General features: G+C 39.9%; 22 protein-coding genes and 1 pseudogene. 16 read left to right on the top strand and 7 right to left on the bottom strand.

Annotated features, from left to right (window positions below; translation table 11 throughout):
• Positions 1-164: 164 nt before the first annotated feature.
• From metX to scpC, 4 genes and pseudogenes are all read left to right on the top strand, one after another.
• Positions 165-1,298 (top strand): annotated as a pseudogene (gene metX / locus T432_RS08780) (homoserine O-succinyltransferase MetX); the annotation flags it as partial.
• 6 nt (positions 1,299-1,304) lie between these two features.
• A complete protein-coding gene (metW, locus tag T432_RS08775) occupies positions 1,305-1,913 on the top strand; it encodes a methionine biosynthesis protein MetW (RefSeq protein WP_338056682.1) in 609 nt (202 codons plus the stop codon).
• A gap of 60 nt (positions 1,914-1,973) precedes the next feature.
• On the top strand, positions 1,974-3,227 hold the full coding sequence (locus tag T432_RS0106795) for an AmpG family muropeptide MFS transporter (RefSeq protein ID WP_028884683.1): 1,254 nt from the start codon (positions 1,974-1,976) through the stop codon (positions 3,225-3,227).
• A gap of 26 nt (positions 3,228-3,253) precedes the next feature.
• Positions 3,254-4,798, top strand: a complete 1,545-nt coding sequence (scpC, locus tag T432_RS0106790) for a succinyl-CoA:acetate CoA-transferase ScpC (protein ID WP_028884682.1) — start codon at positions 3,254-3,256, stop codon at positions 4,796-4,798.
• A 16-nt stretch (positions 4,799-4,814) separates the two neighbouring features.
• Here the strand turns inward: scpC and T432_RS0106785 are convergent, their stop codons facing one another.
• Positions 4,815-5,615: an exodeoxyribonuclease III gene (locus T432_RS0106785; protein ID WP_028884681.1), complete on the bottom strand. Its 801-nt coding sequence runs from the start codon at positions 5,613-5,615 to the stop codon at positions 4,815-4,817.
• A gap of 58 nt (positions 5,616-5,673) precedes the next feature.
• On the opposite strand from T432_RS0106785, the gene pyrE reads away from it, so the two are divergent.
• Positions 5,674-6,333 carry an orotate phosphoribosyltransferase gene (pyrE, locus tag T432_RS0106780; RefSeq protein WP_044971207.1) on the top strand — a complete coding sequence of 220 codons (660 nt, stop codon included), beginning with the start codon at positions 5,674-5,676 and terminating at the stop codon, positions 6,331-6,333.
• On the opposite strand, the gene T432_RS0106775 is transcribed toward pyrE, so the two are convergent.
• Positions 6,327-7,232, bottom strand: a complete 906-nt coding sequence (locus T432_RS0106775) for a lysophospholipid acyltransferase family protein (protein ID WP_028884679.1) — start codon at positions 7,230-7,232, stop codon at positions 6,327-6,329. The two genes, pyrE and T432_RS0106775, sit on opposite strands and share 7 nt — an antisense overlap.
• A gap of 145 nt (positions 7,233-7,377) precedes the next feature.
• On the opposite strand from T432_RS0106775, the gene metK reads away from it, so the two are divergent.
• The 10 genes from metK (at position 7,378) to T432_RS0106725 (ending at position 19,093) form a co-directional block, all read left to right on the top strand.
• Positions 7,378-8,541 (top strand): methionine adenosyltransferase, encoded by a 1,164-nt coding sequence (gene metK / locus T432_RS0106770; protein ID WP_156026340.1) that lies wholly within the window; start codon positions 7,378-7,380, stop codon positions 8,539-8,541.
• Positions 8,542-8,555: 14 nt separating this feature from the next.
• On the top strand, positions 8,556-9,956 hold the full coding sequence (gene ahcY, locus T432_RS0106765) for an adenosylhomocysteinase (RefSeq protein WP_028884677.1): 1,401 nt from the start codon (positions 8,556-8,558) through the stop codon (positions 9,954-9,956).
• A 161-nt stretch (positions 9,957-10,117) separates the two neighbouring features.
• Positions 10,118-11,116: a Bug family tripartite tricarboxylate transporter substrate binding protein gene (locus T432_RS0106760; protein WP_044971206.1), complete on the top strand. Its 999-nt coding sequence runs from the start codon at positions 10,118-10,120 to the stop codon at positions 11,114-11,116.
• Between the two features lie 69 nt (positions 11,117-11,185).
• A complete protein-coding gene (locus tag T432_RS0106755; protein ID WP_028884675.1) occupies positions 11,186-11,629 on the top strand; it encodes a tripartite tricarboxylate transporter TctB family protein in 444 nt (147 codons plus the stop codon).
• Positions 11,626-13,146 carry a tripartite tricarboxylate transporter permease gene (locus T432_RS0106750; RefSeq protein WP_014112041.1) on the top strand — a complete coding sequence of 507 codons (1,521 nt, stop codon included), beginning with the start codon at positions 11,626-11,628 and terminating at the stop codon, positions 13,144-13,146. Before T432_RS0106755 ends, T432_RS0106750 begins: the two co-directional genes overlap by 4 nt.
• 1 nt (position 13,147) lies before the next feature.
• The gene (locus tag T432_RS0106745; protein ID WP_028884674.1) at positions 13,148-14,212 is read left to right on the top strand and encodes an AbrB family transcriptional regulator; all 1,065 of its coding nucleotides are present in this window, start codon (positions 13,148-13,150) and stop codon (positions 14,210-14,212) included.
• Entirely contained in the window at positions 14,187-15,590 is a 1,404-nt protein-coding gene (tcuA, locus tag T432_RS0106740; protein WP_028884673.1) for an FAD-dependent tricarballylate dehydrogenase TcuA, read from the top strand. Before T432_RS0106745 ends, tcuA begins: the two co-directional genes overlap by 26 nt.
• Positions 15,574-16,692, top strand: a complete 1,119-nt coding sequence (gene tcuB, locus T432_RS0106735; protein ID WP_028884672.1) for a tricarballylate utilization 4Fe-4S protein TcuB — start codon at positions 15,574-15,576, stop codon at positions 16,690-16,692. Before tcuA ends, tcuB begins: the two co-directional genes overlap by 17 nt.
• A gap of 82 nt (positions 16,693-16,774) precedes the next feature.
• A complete protein-coding gene (cstA, locus tag T432_RS0106730; RefSeq protein WP_028884671.1) occupies positions 16,775-18,886 on the top strand; it encodes a pyruvate/proton symporter CstA in 2,112 nt (703 codons plus the stop codon).
• Positions 18,887-18,895: 9 nt separating this feature from the next.
• Complete coding sequence (locus T432_RS0106725; protein ID WP_028884670.1) at positions 18,896-19,093, top strand: YbdD/YjiX family protein; 198 nt, start codon at positions 18,896-18,898, stop codon at positions 19,091-19,093.
• Between the two features lie 29 nt (positions 19,094-19,122).
• On the opposite strand, the gene T432_RS0106720 is transcribed toward T432_RS0106725, so the two are convergent.
• Positions 19,123-19,692, bottom strand: a complete 570-nt coding sequence (locus tag T432_RS0106720) for a 5-formyltetrahydrofolate cyclo-ligase (protein ID WP_028884669.1) — start codon at positions 19,690-19,692, stop codon at positions 19,123-19,125.
• 130 nt (positions 19,693-19,822) lie between these two features.
• Here T432_RS0106720 and T432_RS0106715 point away from each other — a divergent pair, with 130 nt between their 5' ends.
• Positions 19,823-20,881 carry a tRNA nucleotidyltransferase/poly(A) polymerase-related protein gene (locus T432_RS0106715; protein ID WP_248646293.1) on the top strand — a complete coding sequence of 353 codons (1,059 nt, stop codon included), beginning with the start codon at positions 19,823-19,825 and terminating at the stop codon, positions 20,879-20,881.
• Here T432_RS0106715 and T432_RS0106710 read toward each other — a convergent pair.
• Genes T432_RS0106710 through thiE form a run of 4 tightly spaced genes read right to left on the bottom strand, consistent with a single transcriptional unit; the run spans position 20,847 to position 25,565 of the window.
• Positions 20,847-21,971 (bottom strand): class I SAM-dependent methyltransferase, encoded by a 1,125-nt coding sequence (locus T432_RS0106710; RefSeq protein WP_028884667.1) that lies wholly within the window; start codon positions 21,969-21,971, stop codon positions 20,847-20,849. The genes T432_RS0106715 and T432_RS0106710 overlap by 35 nt on opposite strands.
• A complete protein-coding gene (locus T432_RS0106705; RefSeq protein WP_028884666.1) occupies positions 21,972-23,627 on the bottom strand; it encodes a DEAD/DEAH box helicase in 1,656 nt (551 codons plus the stop codon). It lies immediately after the preceding gene.
• Entirely contained in the window at positions 23,627-24,922 is a 1,296-nt protein-coding gene (gene hemL / locus T432_RS0106700) for a glutamate-1-semialdehyde 2,1-aminomutase (RefSeq protein WP_028884665.1), read from the bottom strand. The genes T432_RS0106705 and hemL overlap by 1 nt, the downstream gene beginning before the upstream one ends.
• A 1-nt stretch (position 24,923) precedes the next feature.
• On the bottom strand, positions 24,924-25,565 hold the full coding sequence (gene thiE / locus T432_RS0106695) for a thiamine phosphate synthase (protein ID WP_028884664.1): 642 nt from the start codon (positions 25,563-25,565) through the stop codon (positions 24,924-24,926).
• Positions 25,566-25,621: the final 56 nt, after the last annotated feature.

The raw sequence follows: 25,621 nt of genomic DNA, 5'->3' as shown, positions 1-25,621 counted from the left end.
GCAGCTGAAAAAACTGAGGAAATCAAAGATAAAGCAGCTGAAAAAACTGAAGAAGTCGTCGATACAGCCAAAGAAAAATACGATGCTATGAAAGATGCTGCTGGCGATAAAATTGACGCCATTAAAGAATCTACTTCCGAAAAGGTTGAACCTGTAAATCCATAATGCTTAAAAACTCTAATTTGGTTTCTAAACCTGAGTATCTTAACTTTGAGGATCCATTAGAGTTATCAAGCGGACAATCCTTAGACTCATTTACGCTTGCCATTGAAACATATGGCAAGTTAAACGAGTCTGCTTCAAATGCCGTCCTAATTTGCCATGCATTAAATGCCTCTCATCATGTCGCTGGAGTATATTCAGATAATCCAGATGATATTGGTTGGTGGGATAATATGGTTGGTTCTGGGAAACCTGTAGACACTGATAAATTTTTTGTTATAGGTATTAATAATCTAGGTTCTTGTTTTGGTTCAACTGGGCCTAAAAGTATTAATCCTAAAACTGGTAAAGTCTGGGGATCTTCATTTCCAATCTTAACAGTTGAAGATTGGGTTAATGCACAATCGAGAGTAGCTGATCGACTCGGTATAAAAAAATTTGCTGCGGTTATGGGAGGTTCTCTCGGAGGTATGCAAGCACTCACTTGGGCGATAATGCATCCAGATAGAGTGGAGCACTGCGTGGTCATTGCCAGCACAACAGGACTTTCTGCTCAAAACATCGCGTTTAATGAGGTGGCACGAAGGTCCATAATTACAGACCCCGATTTTTTTGAAGGTCAATATCTAGAACACGATTCTAGGCCAAAGAACGGACTTTCCGTTGCACGCATGATAGGTCATATTACATATTTATCAAATGATGATATGACTGAGAAGTTTGGACGCGAGCTTCGCAAACAGGAAAATTACAACTACGACTATGATATCGAATTTCAGGTTGAATCTTACCTAAGATATCAAGGAGAAAAATTCAGTAAGTATTTTGATGCGAATTCATATCTATTAACTACAAAAGCATTGGATTATTTTGACCCTGCTAAAACTCATGGCAATGGTAATCTTGAAGCAGCTCTCTCAAAAGTAAAAGCCAAGTTTTTGACCATCTCATTTACAACTGATTGGAGATTTCCCCCAGAGAATACGCGTATTTTAGTTAAGGGACTTTTAAAGACAGGAAAACCAGTCACCTATGCGGAAATAGATGCACCGCATGGACATGATGCCTTCTTACTTAATGAACCAAAATACCACCAAGTTGTTCATAATTATTTCGATAATATTTATGAAGAAATTTCAAAAATGCGGGGGGAATCAATACATAAACCAACTCTCGTTCGCCAAGATTTAAAACAAATCGCTTCATGGGTTAATGACGGTGAGCGTGTTTTAGACTTAGGTTGCGGTGATGGTGCTTTATTGCATTATTTGCAAGAAACTAAGCGGGCCGTTGGATTGGGTGTTGAATTAAATGATACTAACTTTGCTTGTGCGGTTTCTAAGGGAGTTCAAGTTGTACAACAAAATCTTGAAGGGGGTCTTGAGCTTTTCTACGATAAACAGTTCGATATAGCAATACTCTCTCAAACACTTCAATCTATGAAAAATACAGAGGCTATTTTGCTTGAAATGGCACGTGTAGCTAAAAGAGGAATAGTATCGTTTCCAAATTTTGGTCATTGGTCTCACTGGTGGTCAATTCTTAAAGGACGCATGCCAGTTACAGGTCAGATGCCTTATGAGTGGTACAACACCCCAAACATTCATTTGTGCACCTTAGGCGATTTTGAGAGATTAGCTTCAAAACTTGGACTTAAAATTGTTCAAAGGGTGACATATAAGGATAATACTGAGATATCACTTTTACGGGGTTGGAGAAGTAGTTTGGCTCTATACTATTTTGAAACTTAATAAAGATCCATCATGAATAATATTACCAATAATTCTCAAGAACAGACACCGTTGAGAGAAATGGATGAGAAAACCAGCACAAGAGCGAATTTTAAAAACTATTTGAATCCGAGGGTATTGCCACTTTTATTCTTGGGTATAGCCAGTGGCTTGCCATTAGCCTTAACGGGCGGCACTCTTCAAGCTTGGGCTACAGTTGAAGGTGTCAGTCTTAAATCAATTGGATTTTTAACTTTAGTTGGCACGGCTTATACCTTTAAATTTTTATGGGCACCATTTATCGATCGATATACTCCGCCACTTTTTGGTAGACGTCGTGGATGGATGGCACTTACTCAGGTTCTTCTCGGGTTATGTCTTATTGCGATGGGATTTTTTGACCCAGGTGATCAACTCAAATATATTGCACTTATAGCGACAGTCGTGGCTTTTCTTTCTGCGACTCAGGATATTGCATTTGATGCATATAGTACAGAAGTGCTTGATTCGACCGAAAAAGCCCACGGAGCGGCTATTAGAACTTTAGGCTATCGCATTGGGATGATTATCTCGGGCGGTTTAGCAATTGTTATAGCTGAGCGATGGTTGGGTTGGCATGCGACATATCAGCTTATGGGTGTTCTCATGTTTATATTTGCGGGCCTTTCAGCGATGGCACCCGAGGTCAAGGATATTGCTCCGCCTAGAAATCTTGCGGAAGCTTTTATTAACCCTCTAGTAGAATTTTTCTCTAGGAAGGAGGCCATTGCCATCTTACTGCTTATTGTTTTATATAAGCTTGGAGACTCTTTTGCGGGGGCATTGTCTACGACCTTCCTAATTAGAGGTGCGGGTTTTGCAGCGGAAACTGTTGGATGGGTAAATAAAATTCTTGCTGTATTGACCTCTATTTTCGGGGCTTTGTTAGGTGGAGCATTGCTAAACAAGCTTGGACTCTACCGTTCATTGATGGGTTTTGGTATTTTGCAAGCAATATCTAATTTAGCTTATGCATTAGTAGCAGTCTCTGGAACTAATCTTCCAATCATGGCTTTAGCTGTTGGACTTGAGAATTTTACTGGGGGTATGGGTACAGCGGCTTTTGTAGTTCTTATTATGGGGCTATGTAATATTAAATTTACGGCGACGCAGTTTGCTTTATTGACTGCATTATCTTCGGTAGGTAGGGTGTTTTTAGCTGGACCGTTAACACCACCATTAGTGGAATACTTTGGATGGGCCCAGTTCTTTGTGGTCACAAGCTTTATAGCCCTACCAGGATTAGTGCTATTATATTTTCAAAGAAATAGAATCAAGGCTATCTCTCTTGACTAGCCCATCTAAATTATTGTGAGGAAACCATGACTACAAGTAACGACTCATTTGAATCTTTATCACGCATTCGCTGCAAGCAACTTCATTCCAAGGTTATGTCAGCAGAGAAGGCGGCCGAACTAATCCCTGCGGGTTCAACTGTAGGTATGAGTGGATTCACAGGTTCAGGGTACCCAAAAAGAATTCCTGCAGCATTGGCTAAACGCATTCGAGAGATTAATGATTCTGGAACTAAATTTAAGATCAATGTTTGGACAGGGGCTTCTACAGCACCTGAGCTCGATGGTGTGCTTGCGGAAGTAGATGGCATTAATATGCGACTTCCTTATCAATCAGACCCAGTTTGTAGACAGAAAATTAATTCTGGTGAAATGGCTTATATGGATATTCACTTATCGCATGTCGCACAACAAGCTTGGTTTGGATTCCTAGGAAAATTAAATATTGCGGTGATTGAAGTTTCAGCAATAAATGAGGACGGAACCTTAGTTCCTGCAGGTTCTGTGGGTAATAATAAAACTTGGATTGATCAAGCTGACCACGTGATTCTAGAAGTGAATTATGCTCTTACAGAAAAACTAGATGGTATGCACGATATTTATTATGGAACGGCGATTCCTCCTCATCGTAAGCCAATTATGCTTACTGAACCAGATCAACGAATTGGTGTACCACATTATGTTTGTCCAAAAGAAAAAATCATTGGTATCGTCGAAACTAATGACTACGACAGGGTAAATAAATTTAGCGAACCTAACGATGTAGCAAAAGCTATCGCAAATCACATTCTAAAATTTTTCGATGATGAAGTTGCTAAAGGGAGATTTCCAAAAAATTTATTGCCACTGCAATCAGGAGTAGGGGATGTATCAAATGCTGTAATTGCAGGTCTTCAACATGGACATTTTGAAAACTTAACCTCATATACAGAGGTAATTCAGGACGGTATGCTTCAGCTTATCAAGTCTGGAAAACTATCAAGTGTCTCAGCTACAGCCTTGTCCCTAAGCCCTGAAGGCTTAAAAGAATTTAACGATAATATCGATTTTTATCGCGACAAAATCATTCTAAGAACACAAGAAATTAGTAATCGCCCAGAATTGATACGACGCCTCGGGATCATTGCCATCAATGGAATGATCGAAGCTGATATCTACGGTAACGTTAATTCAACTCATATTATGGGCAGCGGCATGATGAATGGTATCGGCGGTTCGGGAGATTTCACACGCAACAGCTTTGTATCCATTTTTGTGCGCCCATCGATAGCAAAAGACGGGGCCATATCTGCGATAGTCCCTATGGTTTCGCATCATGACCACACAGAACATGATACGCAAATTATTGTGACAGAGCAGGGCTTAGCGGATTTACGCGGCTTAAATCCTTCTCAAAGAGCTGAACAAATTATCGAGAAATGTGCACACCCTGATTACAAAGCACAGCTTTGGGATTATTTCAATCGTGCGAAGGCCCAAAATCGCCCGCGCCATACGCCTCATATATTGTCTGAAGCATTAAGCTGGCACGACAATTATGAGAAAACTGGCACGATGAAAAAAGAAATTTAACTCACTGTAAGTTTAATTAGTTCTCGATCTCAAAATCGTAGTCGATAGTCAAAGGAGCATGGTCGGAAAACCGTTGCTCCTTATATATTTCCGCACGCTTCGCTCTGGTGGCAATGCCTGGCGTACTTATCTGGTAGTCAACTCTCCACCCAACATTTTTAGCCCAGGCTTGCCCGCGATTACTCCACCACGTATATTGATCCGCATCAGGACATAGCAAGCGAAACACATCCACAAACCTGCGTTGTTCAAATAAATTATTCATCCATTCTCGCTCTTCAGGAGTGAAGCCAGAGTTCTTTAAATTCCCCTTCCAATTTTTTAGATCTATTTCCTTATGAGCCATATTCCAGTCGCCGCATATCACATATTCGTGACCAGTTTCACGATAATCTCTCATCATGGCATCAATCCATGGACCAAATGAATCCAAAAATCTAAATTTCGCATGCTGTCTCTCCTCACTGCTTGAGCCCGAAGGAAGATAGGCACTCACGACAGTAAGATTTGAAAATCGTGCTGCCAACACACGTCCCTCAGGATCGAACTCCTCATTTTCAATCCCATGCTTAAATTCTGCTTGTGGCAATGCTTTGTCCATATATAACCCGACACCACTATACCCCTTTTTAATCGCATGATTAAATTCGCTTCTATAAGCAAGAGGCTCACGCAATGCATCACTCACATCGGCCGCACTAATCTTTATTTCCTGAAGGCACACGATATTAGGTCTTGTCGACGATAGCCATGATTCAAGACCTTTGTTAAAAGCCGATCTTAGGCCATTTACATTTAAACTTGTAATTCTAAGCACAAAAATTCCTGTTCTAAAGGTTAAAATTCAGTTTACTAAAATTTTGTTTGGAGCAATTATGTCGCTTAGTAAGGATTTTGTGAAGTTTGCACTCGATGAAGGAGTGCTTAAATTTGGTGATTTTCTCACTAAATCCGGACGCAATAGCCCATACTTTTTCAATGCAGGGCTTTTTAATAATGGAGAATCCCTCTATAAATTAGCAAATTTTTATGCGGATGCTCTGATTGATTCTGGAATAGAATTTGACATGATTTTTGGGCCAGCTTATAAGGGCATTCCTCTTGCTGCGTCCACTGCCATTGCTCTGAGTCAAAAATTGTCTAAAACGATTCCTTTCTGTTTTAATCGAAAAGAAGCGAAGGACCATGGTGAAGGTGGTTCACTTGTGGGTGCCCCTTTAAGTGGCAATGTAATCATAATCGACGATGTTATTACTGCCGGAACTTCGGTTAAAGAATCCGTAGATATAATTCAAGCCTCTTATGCAAAACCTGTGGGTGTTTTGATTGCACTTGATCGTATGGAACGCTCTGGCTATGACAGCAACTTTTCTGTAAATTCTTCAGTTGAAAGAGTGCAGCAAGTCTACGGCTTTCCTGTTGTGAGTATTGCAAATCTAAACGATATTATGGACGTGATTAGCGAGTCAGACGAATTCAAAAAATACGAAGAGGCTGTCCAAGCTTATCGCAAGCAGTACGGTATAACTCAATAAACACTTGCTTCCCCATTTGGACGCGTTTTAAATCTTTTGTGCACCCAGTAATATTGAGCTGGGTCTTTCAATATCCAAACCTCAAGCATAGAATTAAATCGAGCTGTAGCCTCCTCAATAGAGCCACTAGTAAAATCATTTTTATTTAGTGGCAATACCTCCACTTTATAAATTCCTGTTTTTATATCGAGCTGTGACAATGCACAAAACACTGTCATATCAAATGATCGAACTAATTGCACCGTGCTAGTTAAAGTTGCGGCTGGTACTCCAAAAAATGGGACAAAAATTGAGTCCTTGGGACCAAAATCCATATCTGGCAAATAATAAAGTGGATATTGGTTTCTTATGAGTTTTAATAATTTCCGCACTCCATCTTGTCGGCTTAAAAGTTGCACATCATTGAAACGAGCCCGACCCTTTCTAACTATCGCATCCATAACGGGGTCGGATTGACGACCATACATAGTTGCACCTTTAGGTTGCTTTGAGGTTAGAATTGTAGCCGCAGCATCTAGGCCAATTAGGTGCGGACCGATAAGCATAACTGGAGAACCACCGTCTATAGCAGCCCTGAATTTCTCTAACCCTTGAAGTTCAACTGTTTCGTTTATTTTTTGCTCACCACCATACCATAGTAAAGCCCTATCCACATATGATTGGACAACCATACGAAAGTGACGTTTCAGCCATCCCTCAATTTGTTCTTTTGTCGCTTCAGGAAAACATAACTCCAAATTTCTTCGGGCAATGTGAATCCTTTTTTTTGCTAGTGGTTTGGCAATGCTTGTGAGTACTCCCCCGAGTTTCAATCTTTGACCATGGCTCAAATCCGCTATCAATTTAAAGATTTTTTCGTACAGTATGTATTTGAAAGAATTTTCTATATTTTTTGACATGAAAAATTTTTCGTTTTTATGACATTAGGGTTATAATTTCAAATTCTATTTTAATGCCGAGTTAATGACAAATTGCGGGGCTTTCTAATCCGCTAAAGCGTCACAGCATATTTTTGCTACTTGGCGTCTCTTTTTATAGGACGCAATTATGACTTCTGATTTTCTTTTTACTTCTGAATCTGTTTCTGAAGGCCATCCCGATAAAATCGCCGACCAAATCTCTGATGCCATATTAGATGCCATCTTAGAGCAAGATCCTAATGCACGTGTTGCTGCTGAGACTCTTTGCAATACTGGTCTAGTAGTACTTGCAGGTGAAATATCAAGCACAGCGAATGTAAGCTACATAGACATTGCCAGAGATACTATTAAGAGAATTGGCTACGATAATATCGATTATGGTCTTGATTATAAGGGCTGCTCCGTGTTGGTGGCTTACGATAAGCAATCTCCAGATATCGCTCAAGGCGTGGACCGCTCAGAGGAAGAGATTCTTAATCAAGGTGCGGGTGATCAAGGCCTTATGTTCGGCTATGCGTGCGATGAGACCGTAGATCTTATGCCTGCTCCAATCTGGTTTGCACATCGACTTGTTCAACGTCAAAGCGAGTTAAGAAAAAGCGGTGTTTTAAACTGGCTGCGACCAGATGCTAAATCTCAGGTGACTTTTAGATATGTAGATGGTAAACCTGTAGAGGTAGATACAGTAGTGCTTTCCACTCAACATCATCCAGAGATTTCTCAATCTACAATTAAAGAAGCAGTAATTGAGGAGATTATTAAGCCCTCATTTAATGATGGATTACTTACTCCTAAAACTAAATTTTTTGTTAATCCTACTGGTAAATTTGTTATTGGTGGTCCACAAGGGGACTGCGGTCTAACTGGTAGAAAAATTATTGTAGATACTTATGGAGGGGCTTGCCCTCATGGTGGTGGTGCTTTTTCTGGAAAAGATCCGTCTAAAGTAGATCGCTCTGCTGCTTATGCGGCCCGTTATGTCGCAAAAAATATTGTTACTGCTGGGCTGGCTCGTCAGTGTCAAATTCAGGTGAGTTATGCAATAGGTATTGCAGAACCAATAAATATTACTGTATATACAGAGGGCACAGGTATTATTCCAGATGTGGAAATCGCAAAATTAGTTCGTGAGAATTTTGATTTGCGTCCACGAGGAATAGTTCAAATGCTTGATTTATTAAGACCTATATATAGTAAATCTGCTGCATATGGACATTTTGGACGTGCAGAGCCTGAGTTCTCATGGGAGGCTACCGATAAGGTACAACTTCTAAAATCTGCACTTTAATTTTGGGGACCTTAATGAGTACAAATTACAAAATTGCTGATATTGGCTTGGCCGACTGGGGTCGGAAAGAAATTTCAATTGCTGAACACGAGATGCCTGGGCTTATGGCTACTCGAGAGGAATATGCTGCTTCTAAACCTCTAAAGGGTGCTAGGATTGCGGGTAGTTTGCATATGACCATTCAAACTGCCGTTTTGATTGAAACACTTGTTGAACTCGGTGCGGAGGTGCGTTGGGCTTCGTGCAATATTTTCTCTACTCAAGATCATGCAGCTGCTGCTATAGCTAAACGTGGAATTCCTGTATTTGCTGTAAAAGGCGAATCGCTTGAAGAATATTGGAGTTATACGCATGAAATCTTCAATTGGCCTCAAGAACAAGGCCCTGCGAATATGATTTTGGACGATGGAGGAGATGCAACACTACTACTTCATCTTGGAACAAAGGCGGAGACAAATCCCGAAAGCATTGCCAACCCAACTAGTGAAGAGGAAAAGGTCCTATTTGCGGCCATAAAGACAAAGCTCAAGGAAGATCCAAACTGGTATTCGAAACGAATTAAGCACATCAAGGGAGTTACGGAAGAAACCACAACAGGTGTGCATAGGCTTTATCAGATGAGTGCAAAAGGGGAGCTTGAGTTTTCTGCAATTAATGTGAATGATTCTGTCACTAAATCTAAATTTGATAATTTATATGGTTGTCGTGAATCCTTGGTTGATGGCATAAAGAGGGCAACTGATGTCATGATTGCAGGTAAAACTGCGGTGGTTGTGGGCTTTGGGGATGTTGGCAAAGGTTGTGCTCAAGCTTTAGCAGCCTTGCGTGCTCAAGTTTGGGTATGTGAAATTGACCCAATATGTGCTTTGCAAGCGGCTATGGAAGGGTATCGAGTAGTTACAATCGATGATGTGGCCGACAAAGCTGATATTTTTGTTACCGCAACAGGGAATTATCATGTTATCCAACGCAAACATCTTGAGGCTATGAAAAATGAAGCCATAGTTTGCAATATTGGACACTTCGATAACGAGATTGATGTCGAATCTTTAGCAGATTTGCAGTGGGAGGAGATTAAACCTCAAGTTGACCATGTAATTTTCCCTGACGGTAAACGCATTATTCTTTTAGCTAAGGGTAGACTTGTTAACTTAGGTTGTGCTACAGGGCATCCATCATTTGTTATGTCTGCATCATTTACAAATCAGACAATTGCCCAGATCGAGCTATTCACTAAGGGAGAGAATTACAAAAAAGGTTCTGTGAGTGTATTGCCTAAACATTTAGACGAAAAAGTTGCTAGACTTCATCTGAAAAAATTAGGGGCTAATTTAACAAAGCTTACAGAAAAACAAGCAGATTATATTGGTGTTAGTGTTGATGGCCCTTATAAAGCCGAACATTATCGTTATTAATTTTTAATTTTGTTTTTGAGGCGACATTCCTTTGGTAGGTCGCCTTTTTTATTTGCTTTTTACATGAATTATCTAATTTCTTAATAAGGTTTTCCCTAAGTGACACTTTTGTTTTAAGTCTTACAATCAGATTAAATCATATAAAAGTATTTGGAGACTGTATGAAACTGTCATTAAAAATTCTTAACTCTTTGTTTGTAGCTTCTCTTGGTTTGGGCTCTATAGCATCAGCTCAAGCGGCTGATGTAGAACCTAAAAGACCAGAATGTGTGGCTCCAGCAAAACCTGGTGGCGGCTTTGATTTAACCTGTCGTGTTGCAGTAAATGGTTTTGCACAAACAAAACTTATCGATAAGCAGATTCGTACAGTGTACATGCCTGGTGGCGTAGGGGCAGTAGCCTACAACAATATTATTTCTAAAAGAGCAGACGATAATAACGCATTCGTAGCATTCTCAGGTGGTTCTCTTTTAAATATCGCGCAAGGTAAGTTTGGCCGCTACACAGTAGATGATGTACGTTGGCTAGCAACTGTCGGTACTGATTATGGAGCAATTATCGTAAATAAAGATTCTAAATTTCAAAATTTAGGAGATCTTATCAATGCCCTTAAAGCAGATCCTAAAACAGTTGTCTTCGCTGCAGGTGCTACCATTGGTGGTCAAGACTGGATGACAGCTGCTCTTACAGCTAAACAAGCTGGTGTTGATTATAAAAATATGAGATTCGTTGCTTTTGAGGGTGGTGGTGAGGCAGCTACCGCACTTCAAGGCAAACACGTTGATGTGTTGCTATCAGGTTTAGCTGAAGCTTCTACTCTTATTGATGGCGGTGCTCCAATTAAAATTCTTGCTGTGTTTGCAGATAAACGTATGGAAGGTCGCTTAAGCAATATTCCTACTGCAAAAGAGCAAGGGTATGATATTCAGTGGCCAGTTATTCGTGGTTTCTATCTTCCACCTAAAGTAACTGATGAGCAATTCAAATATTGGGAAGAAAAATTCCAAGCACTTTACAAAACTCCTGAATTCAAAAAAATTCAAGAGTCTCAAGGTTTATTCCCATTCGAGAAAACTGGTGCTGAATTAGATAAATTTGTTAAAGAACGCACAGCTTACTACAAAGAGCTAGCTGATTCTTTTGGTTTAATTAAAAAATAATTGTTTATTTTGTTTTACCCGAGGCAATCGCATTCATTGTGGTTGCCTCTTATTTTTATAGAGATTGATATGACATTAAATGATAGGGTTCTTGGTATTTTTGCCATAGTCTTAGCGGCATTTATGGCATACCACGGATATGGTATGAATTCTGAATTCTCTTATGAACCGATAGGACCGAAAGTATTTCCACTTTTACTATCAGGTTTTTTGGCTCTATGTGGAGTTATTTTGATTATCAAAGGTGGTAATCCCGTTCCTCGAAATCCTAAGGGTAGTTCAGTCAGAATCATATCGATGATTGCAATTTTAGTTTTCTATGCCTTCGCATTTCAGCCTTTAGGATTTCTTATTTCTACTTTAATTATGGTCACCTTAGTAGGAAAACTTTTTGGGGGCAGCTGGCTTTATTCATTATTTGGCGGTATAGGAATGTCTATAGTTCTATATTTGCTGTTTGATTTAACTTTAGATGTAGTTCTCCCTACAGGTATTTTGGAGGGATTGCTATGAGTGATGTATTGCATTATTTAGGATTGGGCATGTCAGTTGCCCTCTCATTTACAAATGTATTAGTAGCTGCAATTGGTGCTTTTATTGGTACTGTGGTTGGGCTTCTGCCTGGATTAGGTCCAATTAACGGTGTAGCCATGTTAATACCTATTGCATACACCATGAATCTTCCTCCAGAGACATCATTAATTTTATTGGCTGCAGTTTATGTGGGTGCAGAATACGGTGGTAGGATTTCTTCTATTCTTATAAATGTTCCAGGAGAAGCCGCTGCAGTTATGACGACTATAGATGGTTATCCACTTGCACGCAAAGGTTTAGCAAGTGTTGCTTTATCTTTATCGGCATGGGCATCGTTTGTAGGATCGATTATTGCCATATTAGGCATTGTTCTTTTAGCACCACTTCTTGCAAATTGGGCTTCTGCATTTGGACCAGCAGAGTATTTTGTTCTTATGGTTTTTGCATTTTCGGCATTAACCAGTTTATTAGGAGACAGACCAATAAAGGGCATGATTTCAGCTCTAATAGGTTTATCTATTTCAACAATTGGAGTAGATCCAACATCGGGCGTTTATAGATATACATTTGAAATTCCTAATCTTGATGATGGTATGGATTTTGTAGTTGTTGTGATTGGCTTGTTTGCTGTATCTGAAATGCTTCAAATGCTTGAGAACCTATTAAAAGGCGATTCAGTTGAAGTACCTCGTTCTGACAGAAAATTATTTAATCTCTCAGAGCTTGCTAAAACTACCTGGACTACCCTAAGAAGCTCAGTTACTGGATTCTTCATTGGCGTTTTACCTGGTGCAGGTGCATCAGTAGCATCAGCTGTCGCATATGCAAACGAGAAAAAACTTATTTCTGGACGCGATCCAAAAGCATGCTTCGGTGAAGGAGATTTAAGGGGGCTGTGTGCACCAGAGGCAGCTAATAATGCTGCTGCAACAGGATCATTTATTCCTATGCTTACTTTAGGAGTACCAGGTTCAGGTACTACTGCGGTTATGATGGGTGCACTCACACTTTATAACATTACTCCTGGCCCAATCCTATTTGAAACATCACCTGAATTAGTTTGGGGTCTCATTGCTTCTTTGTTTTTAGCTAACTTAATTCTTCTTATTATGAATATTCCATTAGTAAGAGTATTTTCAGCTATGCTTAGAACACCATCATGGCTATTAGTTCCAGGAATTCTGGCTGTAAGTTTTGTAGGGGTGTATGCATTAAATTCCACTACGTTTGATTTAGTAGCTGTTGTTATTATTGGATTAATAGGATACTTCTTACGTAAATTTGATGTTCCTTTAGCCCCAATGGTATTAGGTGTGGTTTTGGGAGAATTAATGGAACAAAACTTACGAAGAGCTATGTCTATTTCACAGGGCGATATTTCGATATTATTCTCAAGTACTATTACGATAGTACTGTGGATTTTAGCGATTGCTGTAATCGTTATCCCGCCGATATTGAAGAAAGTTATTGGTGGAAGGAACGCACCAGCAAATTAATATGATTAAACAATATGCATTGGGTTTTGGTATTGCTTTAGCGGGAGCTTTTATAGCAAATGCTTTTGGCATGCCAATTCCTTGGATGTTAGGAGCATTAATATTTACCGCTATTTGTCGCATACTAGGGGTGAATAATGGTGCCCATAAGAACTTTCGAAAGACTGGTCAACTTATAGTTGGCGTTTCTATAGGGCTATATTTTTCTCCTCAAGTTAATGAAGTTTTAATAGATCAATCCCTCTATATCATTGCTGGCAGTGTATCGACGGTTTTTATAAGTATTGCTGGTGCATGGTTTTTATATAAATTTTCGCATCAAAATTTCACGACGGCATATTTTGCTTCTACAGTTGGTGGTGCTAGTGAGATGGTAGTGATTGCTGAGAGAAAAGCAAATGCAAATTTACCCTTAATTGCCTCTGCTCATAGTCTTAGAATTTTAACTGTGGTTGTCACGATACCGTTTATTTATCAATATCTTGGGATACACGGTAATCTTATTGATATGGGTTCTAATTTGCCAGTTAAGATTTCTATAGTGGACATAGATTGGAATTTCTTTTTGCTTTTTGCTTGTGCGATAGTAGCTGGTTTTTTATTGTATAAAATAAGGTTTCCCAATGCCTGGTTGGTAGGTACTATGTTATTTACAGCGGTTCTTACAAGCCATGAAATTCATATTAGTTATGTTCCAGTTGAAGTTCAAAGACTCGGTCAAATACTGTTAGGGTGGGCTTTAGGAAGTAACTATGGCCCCCATTTTTTCAAACAAGCTCCTAAATTTATTGTGGCAATGTTTACGGTAATCATCTTCTATATGTTAGTGATGACTTTAGTCGCTTATTTAATGAGTTTTCCATCACAATATGAACTAGAGACACTTGTTTTAGGCTTAAGTCCAGGCGGTCTGGCAGAGATTGCAGTCACAGCAAAAGATTTACAACTTGGAGCCCCAGTCGTAGTGGCCTTCCAAATCGTAAGACTTGTTGCTGTACTTTTATTAGCAAATCCACTGTTTAATTTTCTGAATAAATTTTATGAATCAAAGCACAAAAATATATGACGTATTAGTCATAGGAGCTGGCAATGCTGCCCTTTGCTCAGCAATTTCAGCCTATGAGCATGGAGCCAGAAGCATTGCCATCCTTGAGTCGGCTCCTAAAGAGTGGAGAGGGGGAAATAGTAGTCATACGAGAAATATTCGTAGTATGCACGATGAACCCACTGATGTGCTTACTGATAAATATTCGGAAGATGAGTTTTATGATGATGTATATCGCGTCACTAAAGGTCAAACTAATGAGGAAATGGCACGTTTTGTGATTCGTTCTACTGTCACCTGTACTAAATGGATGAAGGAGCATGGCGTTCGTTTTCAGCCTTCATTAGGAGGTACTTTGCAACTTGGTCGCACTAATGCATTTTTCCTTGGTGGCGGGAAAGCCTTAGTTAATGCGTATTTCAAAGAAATTGAGAAATTGGGTGTTGAGATATTTTATGAGACTGAGGCCATATCATTAAATGTAGTTGATGGATATTGCGATTCAGTAAGCATTCAAAGAGATGGGCAAGAAGATAAATTTAAAGCCAAAGCTTATGTCATAGCAAGTGGAGGATTTGAATCCAATCGTAAGTGGTTGGAAGAGGCATGGGGGCCCGCGGCTCGCAATTTCTTAATTCGTGGTACGAGATTTAATCAAGGCCGCATGATTAAGGAGTTAGAAAGAGTAGGGGCACAAATTATAGGGGATCCTACGCAAGGTCACGCCGTTGCAATTGACGCTAGATCTCCCCTATATGACGGCGGAATTGTGACACGTGTTGACTGCGTATCGCTTGGTATAGTCTTAAATAAAAACGGTGATAGGTTCTACGATGAGGGTGAAGATTTTTGGCCAAAACGTTACGCAATTTGGGGCCGTCTTGTAGCAAAACAACCTGATCAAGTCGCATACAGCATTATCGATCAGAAAATTATAGGGAAATTTATGCCTTCAGTATTTCCGTCGATAAAAGCGGAAACATTGCCACAATTATTCGAAACGCTTGGCCTCCCAGTGGATAAAGCCATGGATACCGTACATAAGTATAACGAGGCCGTCCGACCAGGCACATTTAACAATACTATCTTAGACGATTGTCGCACAGAAGGCTTAGAAATAAATAAAACGCATTGGGCTCAGAAGCTTGATACAGGCCCATATTATGCATATCCATTGGCCACAGGGATTACTTTTACTTATATGGGCGTGAAGGTCAATAAAGATGCACAGGTTCATATGGCTAATGGTAGCTTAGCTAAAAATTTATTTGCGGCAGGGGAAATAATGGCAGGAAATATTCTCTCGCAAGGATATGTTGCGGGCTTTGGGATGGCCATTGGTACTGTGTTTGGAAGAATTGCAGGAAAAGGAGCGGCATTATATGCAGTCAACAATTAAAGAAATACCAATTCATACGCATGCAGAGTTGATGGACCGTACGAAAAAGTCGATTGGCATTTGCAACTCCTGTAGGTATTGCGAGGGGTTTTGTGCTGTGTTTCCTGCAATGGAAAAGCGACTTAGTTTTGCTGAGTATGACATAAATTATTTGGCTAATTTATGTCATAACTGTAGTGAATGTCTATATGCTTGTCAGTTTGCACCACCTCATGAATATGGTGTGAATATTCCTAAGCAGCTTGCAATGGTGCGTACTCGTTCATACGAAGAGTTTGCGAGTCCGAAATTTTTGTCGTCTCTTTTTGTTAAGCATGGACTTATAAGCTCAATATTGCTTGTGCTTGTTTTAACTATGTTCCTGCTTATAATCCCAAGAGAAACTGCAAATTATGCGGACCCTCATGACTTTTATAACTACGTATCTCATAATGCACTTGTTATTCTTTTTGGTTGTGCATTTATATGGATGATTGTTTCCATTATTAATAGTTGTGTTCGATTTAGAAATCATATTTGTGAAGCAGATGAGAGAATATTTTCATTGCCAGCTTTAAAGAGGGCTGCTCATGAGGCATTTAGTCTTAAATATTTGCATGGAAATATAAAAACTGGATGTACCTATCCAGAAGACGATATTTCTCCATGGAGACGTTATTTTCACCATGCAACTTTCTATGGCTTTATGCTTTGCTTTGCGGCGACTGCATCAGGGACTATTTTGCATTATTTCTTTAATATGCATGCACCCTATGATTTTGTAAGTATCCCTAAATTGCTTGGTACCTCAGGCGGTGTATTGCTGGCAATAGGTACGGCAGGATTATTTGTTTTGAAATTAAAAGCAAATCCAGAGATCAGGGATATTAGGCAGCTGGGTATGGATTACGCTTTTATAGGTCTTTTGTTTCTTGCAGCAGTAACTGGTTTAATACTTATGCTATTGAGGGAAACGGAAGCATTGCCAACTTTGCTAGCTGTGCATCTGAGCGTAATTTTGACTCTGTTTATCACAATGCCATTCAGCAAATTTGTGCACGGGTTTTATAGATTTATAGCTTTAAGTAAAAATGCAACAGAGGACCTAAAACATAGTAAATAATTAGGGTATTCCTTATATATAAATATAGACAAGTTTAACCTTATATCTATAATTAGTGGAAAATATCTTATGAGGTTTAACTATGCATACCAAATCTAGTTCAAATAGCATAATAAATCACATTCTTTGGTTTGGTGTAGCCGTGCTCGGGGCCTTCTTGTTGGGCTATATAGCGGTTACGCAAAGAGGTGAATCTATTAACGCAATATGGGTACTTATAGCAGCAATCTGCGTTTATCTTATTGGTTATCGATACTACAGTCTTTATATCGCACGTAATGCTTTGGGGTTAGATTCTACGCGCAATACTCCAGCTTGGAGACATAACGATGGGCTTGATTATGTTCCCACGAATAAGGCGGTTTTATTTGGCCATCACTTTGCTGCGATTGCAGGAGCAGGGCCGCTAGTAGGACCAGTGCTTGCAGCTCAAATGGGTTATCTTCCTGGTATGCTTTGGATTCTTGCGGGAGTAGTTTTCGCAGGGGCAGTTCAGGACTTTATGGTTCTTTTTATCTCTACACGTAGAGATGGTCGATCTCTTGGTGAGCTTTGCCGTGCGGAGATGGGTCGTATTCCAGGCATAATCGCCCTGGTAGCTTGCTTTATGATCATGGTCATTATTCTTGCTGTATTAGCTATGATTGTGGTGAAAGCGTTGACACATAGCCCTTGGGGTACATTCACAGTTATTTATACGATTCCTCTTGCTGTATTTATGGGGGTGTATTTACGATATATTCGCCCAGGTCGCGTATTAGAAGTATCCATAATTGGTATGGTTCTTTTGATTTTAGGAATTATTTGGGGCGGAGATGTCGCAGCCAATCCAGATTTAGCTAAGTATTTTGATTATGATGGTAAAACTTTAACTTATATTATTGTAGTGTATGGGTTCGTAGCTGCGGTACTTCCTGTTTGGTTGCTACTAGCTCCCCGCGATTACTTATCAACATTCTTGAAAATCGGTGCTATCGTTGCACTAGCAATTGGTATTGTTCTTGTTAGACCAGAAATGCAGATGCCATCGTTGACACAGTTTGTGGATGGTACAGGTCCTGTGTGGAAGGGCGATTTGTTCCCATTCTTGTTTATTACAATTGCGTGTGGAGCTGTTTCCGGATTCCATGCACTTATCTCTTCGGGAACAACACCTAAAATGCTTCAAAACGAATCGCATGCACGTCTAATTGGTTATGGTGGTATGTTGATGGAATCTTTTGTAGCTATCATGGCCTTGATTTCTGCTTCCATTATTGACCCTGGTGTTTATTTTGTAATGAATAGCCCTGTAGCATTTTTAAATCCCGAGGGAAGTGCTGATTTAGCGGCTGCAGCAGCAAATACCGTGTCCAATATAGGCTTCTTGATTACGCCTGAGACTATTCAACAATATGCATCAGATGTTGGTGAATCAACTATTATTTCTCGTGCTGGCGGTGCTCCTACACTTGCTGTGGGCATGGCTATGATTTTGCATGAAGCATTGTCATTCTTAGGCTCTATGTCGTTCTGGTATCACTTTGCGATTTTGTTTGAAGCCCTATTTATCTTGACAGCTGTTGATGCGGGTACTCGCTCTGCAAGATTTATGCTTCAGGATTTATTAGGTTTAGTAAGTCCAGGTTTAAAAAGAACGGATTCATTGCCAGCGAACTTATTTGCTACTGCATTAGTTGTTGTTGCTTGGGGCTATTTCTTATATCAAGGTGTGGTCGATCCATTAGGAGGTATTAATACTCTATGGCCTTTATTTGGAATTGCTAACCAAATGCTAGCAGCTATTGCATTATTGTTATGCACAGTAGTACTTTTCAAAATGAAAAAAGAGAAGTTTGCATGGATTGCTATTTTCCCAAGCATTGCGCTTATGATATTTACTCTTTATGCGGGCTGGATTAAGGTGTTCTCGGATAATCCAAAAGTTGGTTTTTTCGCACTTGCAAACTCCCTTAAAGAGAAATTTATCGATGTTCCTTTTGTTGCATCAGGAACTTTCAAATCTGTAGAGCAAGTTGAACAAGTTATTTTCAACAATAGATTGGATGGATTCTTGACAGCATTTTTCATGTTAGTTGTAGTTTCTATCGCAGTGTTTGCTGTGAAATCAAGCCTTCAAGCTCTTAAACGCAAAGAGCCTCATTCAGCTGAGATTCCATACGAGCCACTTCCATTGGAAGCAACTAAAGTGTAGGAGCTAAATATGCTATTTTCACTTAAAGATACAGCTAAGTATTTAGGGCAGACGGCACGCCTGATGGTGGGTGTGCCCGACTATGATACTTATCTTAAGCATATGGAACGCAACCATCCAGATAAAACTCCTATGACATATAAAGAGTTTTTCCGCGAGCGACAAGATGCTCGTTATGGCGGGAAAGGCGGATTTAAGTGTTGTTGAAAATCAAAGAGGTCCTTATAAGGGCCGCTTTATTTTATTTCCTTCTCTGTGGCAATAAAATCCATGGCTATATCATGCGATTCTATGTTTAACTTTGATTCCTTATCAATTTCGCAATCAGACCAAGCTACTCCTACTTTCATAGGTTTTATACCCTTTTTCAGCCATCGACCAAGAGTCCTATCATAATATCCGCCACCATAGCCGATTCTATGTTTATCATGTGTAAATCCAATCATTGGAACTAAAACTATTTCTGGTTCCATGTCAACAAGCGGACTTATCGGCTCACTGATACCAAATTTGTTGTATTCGAAAAATGTGTCGGGTGTCCAGAAAGCAAACGATAAGGGTTGATTTGTTTTTGTTACTACTGGCAATAGAATTTTGTATTTTTCAACGTGAAGTTGATTGAGCAATATTTTTAAATTTAATTCAGAATTAATAGCCCAATAAGCCGCTATCACACAAGGATTCGGGAATTTGGATTTAATAAAATCTAGAAGGACTGCACAAACAGCCTCACTAGATTCCGCCAGTTCCTCTAGGCTTTTAGAATCCCTGATGAAGAGTAAATCTTTGCGGGTTAAATCTTTCAAATGTAGAGCCTATATAATTTATTACATTTATATTATATTAATTGCTACTCAATTATTTCAACGTATTATGCAAATTGATTCATTAAGATTTACCGGTGACTCCTTAACCAAAGGGTTAGAAGTCTATTGTGTGGGCGGTGCCGTTAGGGACAGTTTGCTAGGACTGAAAATTAAAGATAGGGATTGGGTAGTAGTAAGTGCCACACCAGATGAGATGGAATCGCGAGGATTCAAGCCAGTGGGTGCAGACTTTCCAGTATTTATTCATCCTATTTCAGGTGAGGAATATGCACTTGCAAGAACAGAAAGAAAAATTTCAAAAGGCTATCACGGGTTTAGTTTTTTCACTGGTGACGTTAGTTTAGAAGAAGATTTGCGGCGACGCGATTTCACAATAAATGCAATGGCCGTAGATAGAGAGGGTAATTTAATTGACCCTTTTAACGGATATAAAGACTTGCAGGATCGAGTATTTCGACATGTAAGTGATTCATTTTCTGAAGACCCTGTACGGATATTGCGCTTAGGCCGATTTTTAGCACGTTTTGATCAATTCTCTGTTGCACAGGAGACTATAGATTTGTGTCGCAAGATGGTAGAAGAGGGTGAAATTGATGCACTTGTTCAAGAGCGTGTATGGAGGGAACTATCACGTGCATTGATTGAAAATGTTCCAAGCAAGTTTTTTCAAATTATGGAAAAAGCAGGTGCAATAGAAATACTTTTTCCAAACATGCAAGTACCACAGAAAGGGGATTACCTAGATAGAGGTAGAAAACATGGTTTTGATTTGATTCGTCAATACTGCGTTTTTACGAGCTATTTTCCAGATTTTATAGCACCTCAATTTGCCGTTCCTCGAGAATATAGAGAGTATGCAAAATCATTGCCACTTTTATATGAGATTTTGAAAGATATTCAACTACAGCCACAACAGATTTTAGAGGCAATTACTACAGTCGATGGTCTAAGAAAACCAAGTAAATTTTTGGCACTTCTTGAAGTAGTAAATCTTCTTTTGGAAAATGAGGGGCCTTTAAGCCACGCACAGTGGGCTGAAATTATCAAGCTTGTAAAGACAGTGTCTACAGCGGATTTAATCAATCTTACGCCGCTTCAGATCAAGGAGCACGTGCAAAATTCTCGATTGCAAATTATCCAAGACTATATCGACGATCTGAAAGCGTAAATCCAACGGGAGCATCTAGCCAATCCAAATTTTTTGAGAAAAGCATTACTTTAAAAAGCTCGCCCATTTCCGCTTCCGATATAAGAGTATTTATGCCTGCCTTCTGAGCATGATTTAAATTCTGTGCCTTGTTTAACTCTTGCTCCAAACCGCATGAAATAAGGAAACTCGCTTGATTTGTATACCCCCAAAGCTCGAGACCCGCATCAATGCCCGCATCTGCAATAGCAGTGAAATCAACATGTGATGTGATATCTTGAATGCCTAGATTTATAAAAGGGTCGGGATGCGTATGATGTTTAAAATGGCACATTATTGTGCCTTCATTTCTTTGCGGATGGTAGAACTCGCTTCTTGCAAATCCATAGTCGATTAATAAAATCCCACCTCTTGTAAGAAGCCCTGCTAGAGACGCAATCCACGCTTCTGCTTGTAAATTTACTTCGCTTCTATAGCCGTCGATTTGTGGAATTCGCTGTGCAATTTCCTTTTGGGTGGCAATGCCCACTCTATCAAACTCATATCCTACTTTAGTGGCACGTACTCCTATCTCGAGTAAGCCTTCAGCATCAGAGTATTCGAAAATTTTAGGAGGTATTGAGTCAAGCACTTCATTAGCGATTATGCAGCCTTCAAATTTATCGGGCAAGGTATCAAGCCAAACGATATCATCTAAAAATTCAGCGAGTGTCTCTTTTTGTAGAGATTTTAAATCCGCAGATAGTTCAAGTATAAAGTATTTAATTTTTTCGCTACCCGAAGCCTCAAGAATTTGCTTAGCCATAGCTCCCGAGCCAGCTCCAAACTCCAATACATATTTTGACTCACACTGCTCAAGAATTTGTAGCACTTGATTCCACACGCAGCGTCCGAAAAAAGGGCTTATTTCAGGGGCGGTTATAAAATCCCCCTTTGCCCCAAAAATTGGCAATGCATTTGTATAGTATCCAAGTTTAGGTGCATACAACACTTCGCTCAACCATTTGTCAAATTCTATGACCTCTTGATTAGCGAATTTTTCGCGTATATGTTTATCGAGCTTAGAGCTTATTTCAAGAGCTTCTTCGGAAGGCTTGGGTAGATTTTTCATCTATTTTTTTGATTGTCTTCTCTTGATGTGTTTAGGTTTATTACTGCGAGCACCTCGTTCCCATTCTGAAAATTTAGGGCCTCCTGTTGAGCTTCTGCTTCCTTTTGTTCTAGGTTTATTCGAGGCAGAGACCTTAGAATTACTTTCAGTCTTAGTTTTACTTGTAGGTTTTGTGCGTTTGCTGTCATTTAGGGAGTTCTCGGATTTTGAACGTCTTTTGTTCGAGGAAACACGCTCATCCTCTTTCCTTTTGTACTTTCGAGAATCGCTTGTATGAGAAGTGCTAGAAGCCTTGCGAGCTCCACTGGCTTTAGCTTCACTTGTTTTTTTGCGACTACCGCTTCCAGCACGAGCATCCGCACGTCCTCCCGCATGACCGCCCGCACGTCCCGTTCCGCTAGCTCCAGCCGAACCTTTCTTCTTGATAGCACCACGCCCAACAGGCTCCAAACCAGGTATCACGGCGATATCGAGTTCACGAGAAATATAATTCTCGATAAATCGAACCGCCCTACGTTCAGATAAAAGTGCCAATGTATACGCACGCCCATCTCTTCCTGCACGCCCAGTCCTACCAATGCGATGCACATAATCTTCCGCTTGCATAGGCAAGTCATAATTCACAACATGGCTTATGCCCTGTATATCGATACCGCGTGCGGCCACATCTGTAGCTACTAGCACCTTAATTCGGCCTTTTTGAAGAGCTTGAATAGTGCGGTTTCTTTGACCCTGATTCATATCGCCGTGCAATTCGCCTGCTTTAAAATCCAAATCTTTTAGACGTTTCGCTAAATCGCAAGCCCCACGTTTAGTTTTAGTAAAAACAATTGTTTGATCAACATCTGGATCACGCAGCAAAGCCTCAAGCAGTTTAAATCTATGGCCCACAGTGTCTGCATAAAAAAGGAATTGCTCGATATTTTGATGCTTCTCCTTATGGTCAGATACCACAATCCTCTCAGGCGATTTAAGCATCTCTTTTGCAAGCTTAACGGTATTTCCTTCAAATGTCGCAGAAAAAAGCAATGTCTGCTTTTCATCTGGAGTTTCAGCAACCACATTTTTAATATCATGAATAAAACCCATATCGAGCATGCGGTCAGCTTCATCTAAAATAAGCACCTTAAGATTGTGCAATATTACGCGTCCAGCTTTTATATGATCCAAAAGCCTTCCAGGCGTAGCTACAATAATCTCTACCTCGCGTGAGAGTGAGTTTATTTGCGGTCCATGGGCCATCCCCCCTACTAGGGTGGCAATGTGCACGCCTTTAAATCCGTAAATAAATTCTTTCGTCGCATCCGCAACTTGCATAGCAAGTTCTCGAGTAGGTGTAAGGACTAAAATTTGTACACCGTATTTAGGGGGATTCGCCGTTGACTTACCTTTTTTACGTCGCGAAGATTTAGCTTTAGATATTTCCTCAGTTTGTGGCCGTGTTTCAAGTTCATGCAAAAGTCTTTGAATAGATGGGAGCATAAAAGCCGCAGTTTTACCGCTTCCAGTTTGAGCAGAAACAATTAAGTCCTTACCCTCAAGTGCAAGTGGAATAGACTTAACTTGTACCTCCGTTGGATTACGAAAATCAATCCTCTCTAAAGATTTAAGAAGTATCTGCTCAATGCCTAGATCGGCAAATTTACTGTCGTTCATTAAGACCCTTTATGTGCAGCCACGGCCTCAAATGCCGCTTCAGCTGCAGTCAATGTTATTTTTAGGCTGTCCTCATCATGAGAGGCAGAGATAAAGCCAGCTTCATAAGCTGACGGCGCAATATGCACGCCATTTTCTAGTAATTTATGGAAGAAAATGTTGAATGCATCCGTGTTTGATTTTTGAACATCTGGGAAGCTCTTAGGCACAGACTCCAAGAAGTATAACCCAAACATGCCACCTATAAAGTCAGTGCAGAATTTAACTCCTTTTTTTGTGGCAATATCACTCAAACCACTCGTGAATTTCTCGTTATAAGATTTAAGTCCATCATAAAAGCCTGGTCTTGAGATAATTTCAAGAGTTTTTAAACCCGCAGCTACAGCCACAGGATTTCCTGACAATGTCCCTGCTTGATAAACTGGTCCTAGAGGTGCAATTTTGCTCATAATATTGCGGCGACCACCAAAAGCCCCAATAGGCATGCCACCCCCGATAACCTTAGCTAAAGTGGTCATATCAGGCTTGATTCCAAAATGCCCCTGAGCACAGTCAAGACCTACTCTAAATCCTGTCATAACTTCATCGAAAATAAGCACAGACTCATATTCATCGCAAACATCACGTAAAGTTTGTAGAAATTCTTTTGTAGGTTTAACTAAATTCATATTTCCTGCAACAGGCTCTACGATAACGCATGCGATATCAGAACCATATTTAGAAAAACATTCGCGTACAGCCTCGATATTGTTATATTCAATAACGATAGTATGAGAAACAAACTCTTCTGGAACGCCCGCCGATGAAGGATTTCCAAAAGTCAATAATCCTGACCCTGATTTAACAAGCAAGCTATCTGAGTGACCATGATAGCAACCCTCAAATTTTAAAATTTTGTTGCGACCAGTGAAGCCACGAGCCAGTCTAATAGCACTCATGGTTGCTTCAGTTCCAGAACTCACTAATCGCACTTGTTCAATGCTAGGCAATAATTCGCAGATACGCTCAGCAAGCAGAACTTCCGCCTCAGTTGGAGCCCCAAAAGACAAACCATCTGCTACTGCTTTGTGCACAGCCTCAAGGACTTCAGGATTTGCATGACCCGCAATAGCAGGCCCCCATGAGCCGATATAGTCAACATATTTTTTACCCTCTATATCCCACATATATCCGCCTAGGGCTTTCTTAATAAATTTCGGAGTTCCGCCCACAGACTTAAATGCACGAACAGGAGAATTAACGCCCCCCGGAATCGTTTTTTGTGCGCGTTCAAAAATAGCTTCGTTAGTAGTCATATCATTTCCAATGTTCAAATAAATTCTTAAATTCCCTTACCGCTTTGGCAATGTCCTCGCTTTCAAACAACCCTGTAATTACCGCCACATTATCTGCCCCTGCTTCAATTAAAGGCAAAGCATTTTGCAATGTTATACCACCAATGCAAACTATAGGAATATCAACAAATTCTTTTCTTGCCTCTTTTATAAGATTCGTGTCGGCTTTTACAGCATTGGGCTTTGTGGGAGATGGGTACATAGCCCCAAAAGCTATATATGAGGCACCATTTTTAACCGCATCCCGTGCCATATCTAAGCTGTTATAGCAGCTATACCCAATAGCAAAATATCCCCTCTCTAAAGCATATGTGGTGGCAATGTCCCTGTAATCAATATCTTCACGCCCTAAATGCACTCCATCTGCCTGTGAATCCATTGCTAATTGAATACTGTCATTGACTATAAATAAAGTATTTTCCCTAAGGCAAATGTCCCTAATTCTTTTGCATTGCTCTAATCTTAATTTATAAGGCTCTTCTTTTTTTCTACGAAATTGCAATATCGGTAAGCCAGCTTCGCAAGCCACCCTAACGGCTTCAATAACTTTATCAAAATTATCCCAATCAGGGGTTATTCCGTAAAGTCCTTTTGGTATAGTCATAAAAAATATGATTGATTAAAATTTTTTGTAAAATTGAATTTTAACTCTAGGATAGC

The organism is Taylorella asinigenitalis ATCC 700933 (genome assembly GCF_000687755.1).
GTDB classification, from domain to species: domain Bacteria; phylum Pseudomonadota; class Gammaproteobacteria; order Burkholderiales; family Burkholderiaceae_B; genus Taylorella; species Taylorella asinigenitalis.
This window is presented reverse-complemented; position numbering and strand designations above follow the sequence as displayed.

What these genes read in the sequence shown, in the direction of transcription:
- metW (WP_338056682.1), top strand. Translation starts at nt 1,305, where the DNA reads ATGCGGGGGGAATCAATACATAAACCAACTCTCGTTCGCCAAGATTTA.
- T432_RS0106795 (WP_028884683.1), top strand. Translation starts at nt 1,974, where the DNA reads ATGGATGAGAAAACCAGCACAAGAGCGAATTTTAAAAACTATTTGAAT.
- scpC (WP_028884682.1), top strand. Translation starts at nt 3,254, where the DNA reads ATGACTACAAGTAACGACTCATTTGAATCTTTATCACGCATTCGCTGC.
- pyrE (WP_044971207.1), top strand. Translation starts at nt 5,674, where the DNA reads ATGTCGCTTAGTAAGGATTTTGTGAAGTTTGCACTCGATGAAGGAGTG.
- T432_RS0106775 (WP_028884679.1), bottom strand. Translation starts at nt 7,232, where the DNA reads ATGTCAAAAAATATAGAAAATTCTTTCAAATACATACTGTACGAAAAA.
- ahcY (WP_028884677.1), top strand. Translation starts at nt 8,556, where the DNA reads ATGAGTACAAATTACAAAATTGCTGATATTGGCTTGGCCGACTGGGGT.
- T432_RS0106760 (WP_044971206.1), top strand. Translation starts at nt 10,118, where the DNA reads ATGAAACTGTCATTAAAAATTCTTAACTCTTTGTTTGTAGCTTCTCTT.
- T432_RS0106755 (WP_028884675.1), top strand. Translation starts at nt 11,186, where the DNA reads ATGACATTAAATGATAGGGTTCTTGGTATTTTTGCCATAGTCTTAGCG.
- T432_RS0106750 (WP_014112041.1), top strand. Translation starts at nt 11,626, where the DNA reads ATGAGTGATGTATTGCATTATTTAGGATTGGGCATGTCAGTTGCCCTC.
- T432_RS0106745 (WP_028884674.1), top strand. Translation starts at nt 13,148, where the DNA reads ATGATTAAACAATATGCATTGGGTTTTGGTATTGCTTTAGCGGGAGCT.
- tcuA (WP_028884673.1), top strand. Translation starts at nt 14,187, where the DNA reads ATGAATCAAAGCACAAAAATATATGACGTATTAGTCATAGGAGCTGGC.
- tcuB (WP_028884672.1), top strand. Translation starts at nt 15,574, where the DNA reads ATGCAGTCAACAATTAAAGAAATACCAATTCATACGCATGCAGAGTTG.
- cstA (WP_028884671.1), top strand. Translation starts at nt 16,775, where the DNA reads ATGCATACCAAATCTAGTTCAAATAGCATAATAAATCACATTCTTTGG.
- T432_RS0106725 (WP_028884670.1), top strand. Translation starts at nt 18,896, where the DNA reads ATGCTATTTTCACTTAAAGATACAGCTAAGTATTTAGGGCAGACGGCA.
- T432_RS0106710 (WP_028884667.1), bottom strand. Translation starts at nt 21,971, where the DNA reads ATGAAAAATCTACCCAAGCCTTCCGAAGAAGCTCTTGAAATAAGCTCT.
- T432_RS0106705 (WP_028884666.1), bottom strand. Translation starts at nt 23,627, where the DNA reads ATGAACGACAGTAAATTTGCCGATCTAGGCATTGAGCAGATACTTCTT.
- hemL (WP_028884665.1), bottom strand. Translation starts at nt 24,922, where the DNA reads ATGACTACTAACGAAGCTATTTTTGAACGCGCACAAAAAACGATTCCG.
- thiE (WP_028884664.1), bottom strand. Translation starts at nt 25,565, where the DNA reads ATGACTATACCAAAAGGACTTTACGGAATAACCCCTGATTGGGATAAT.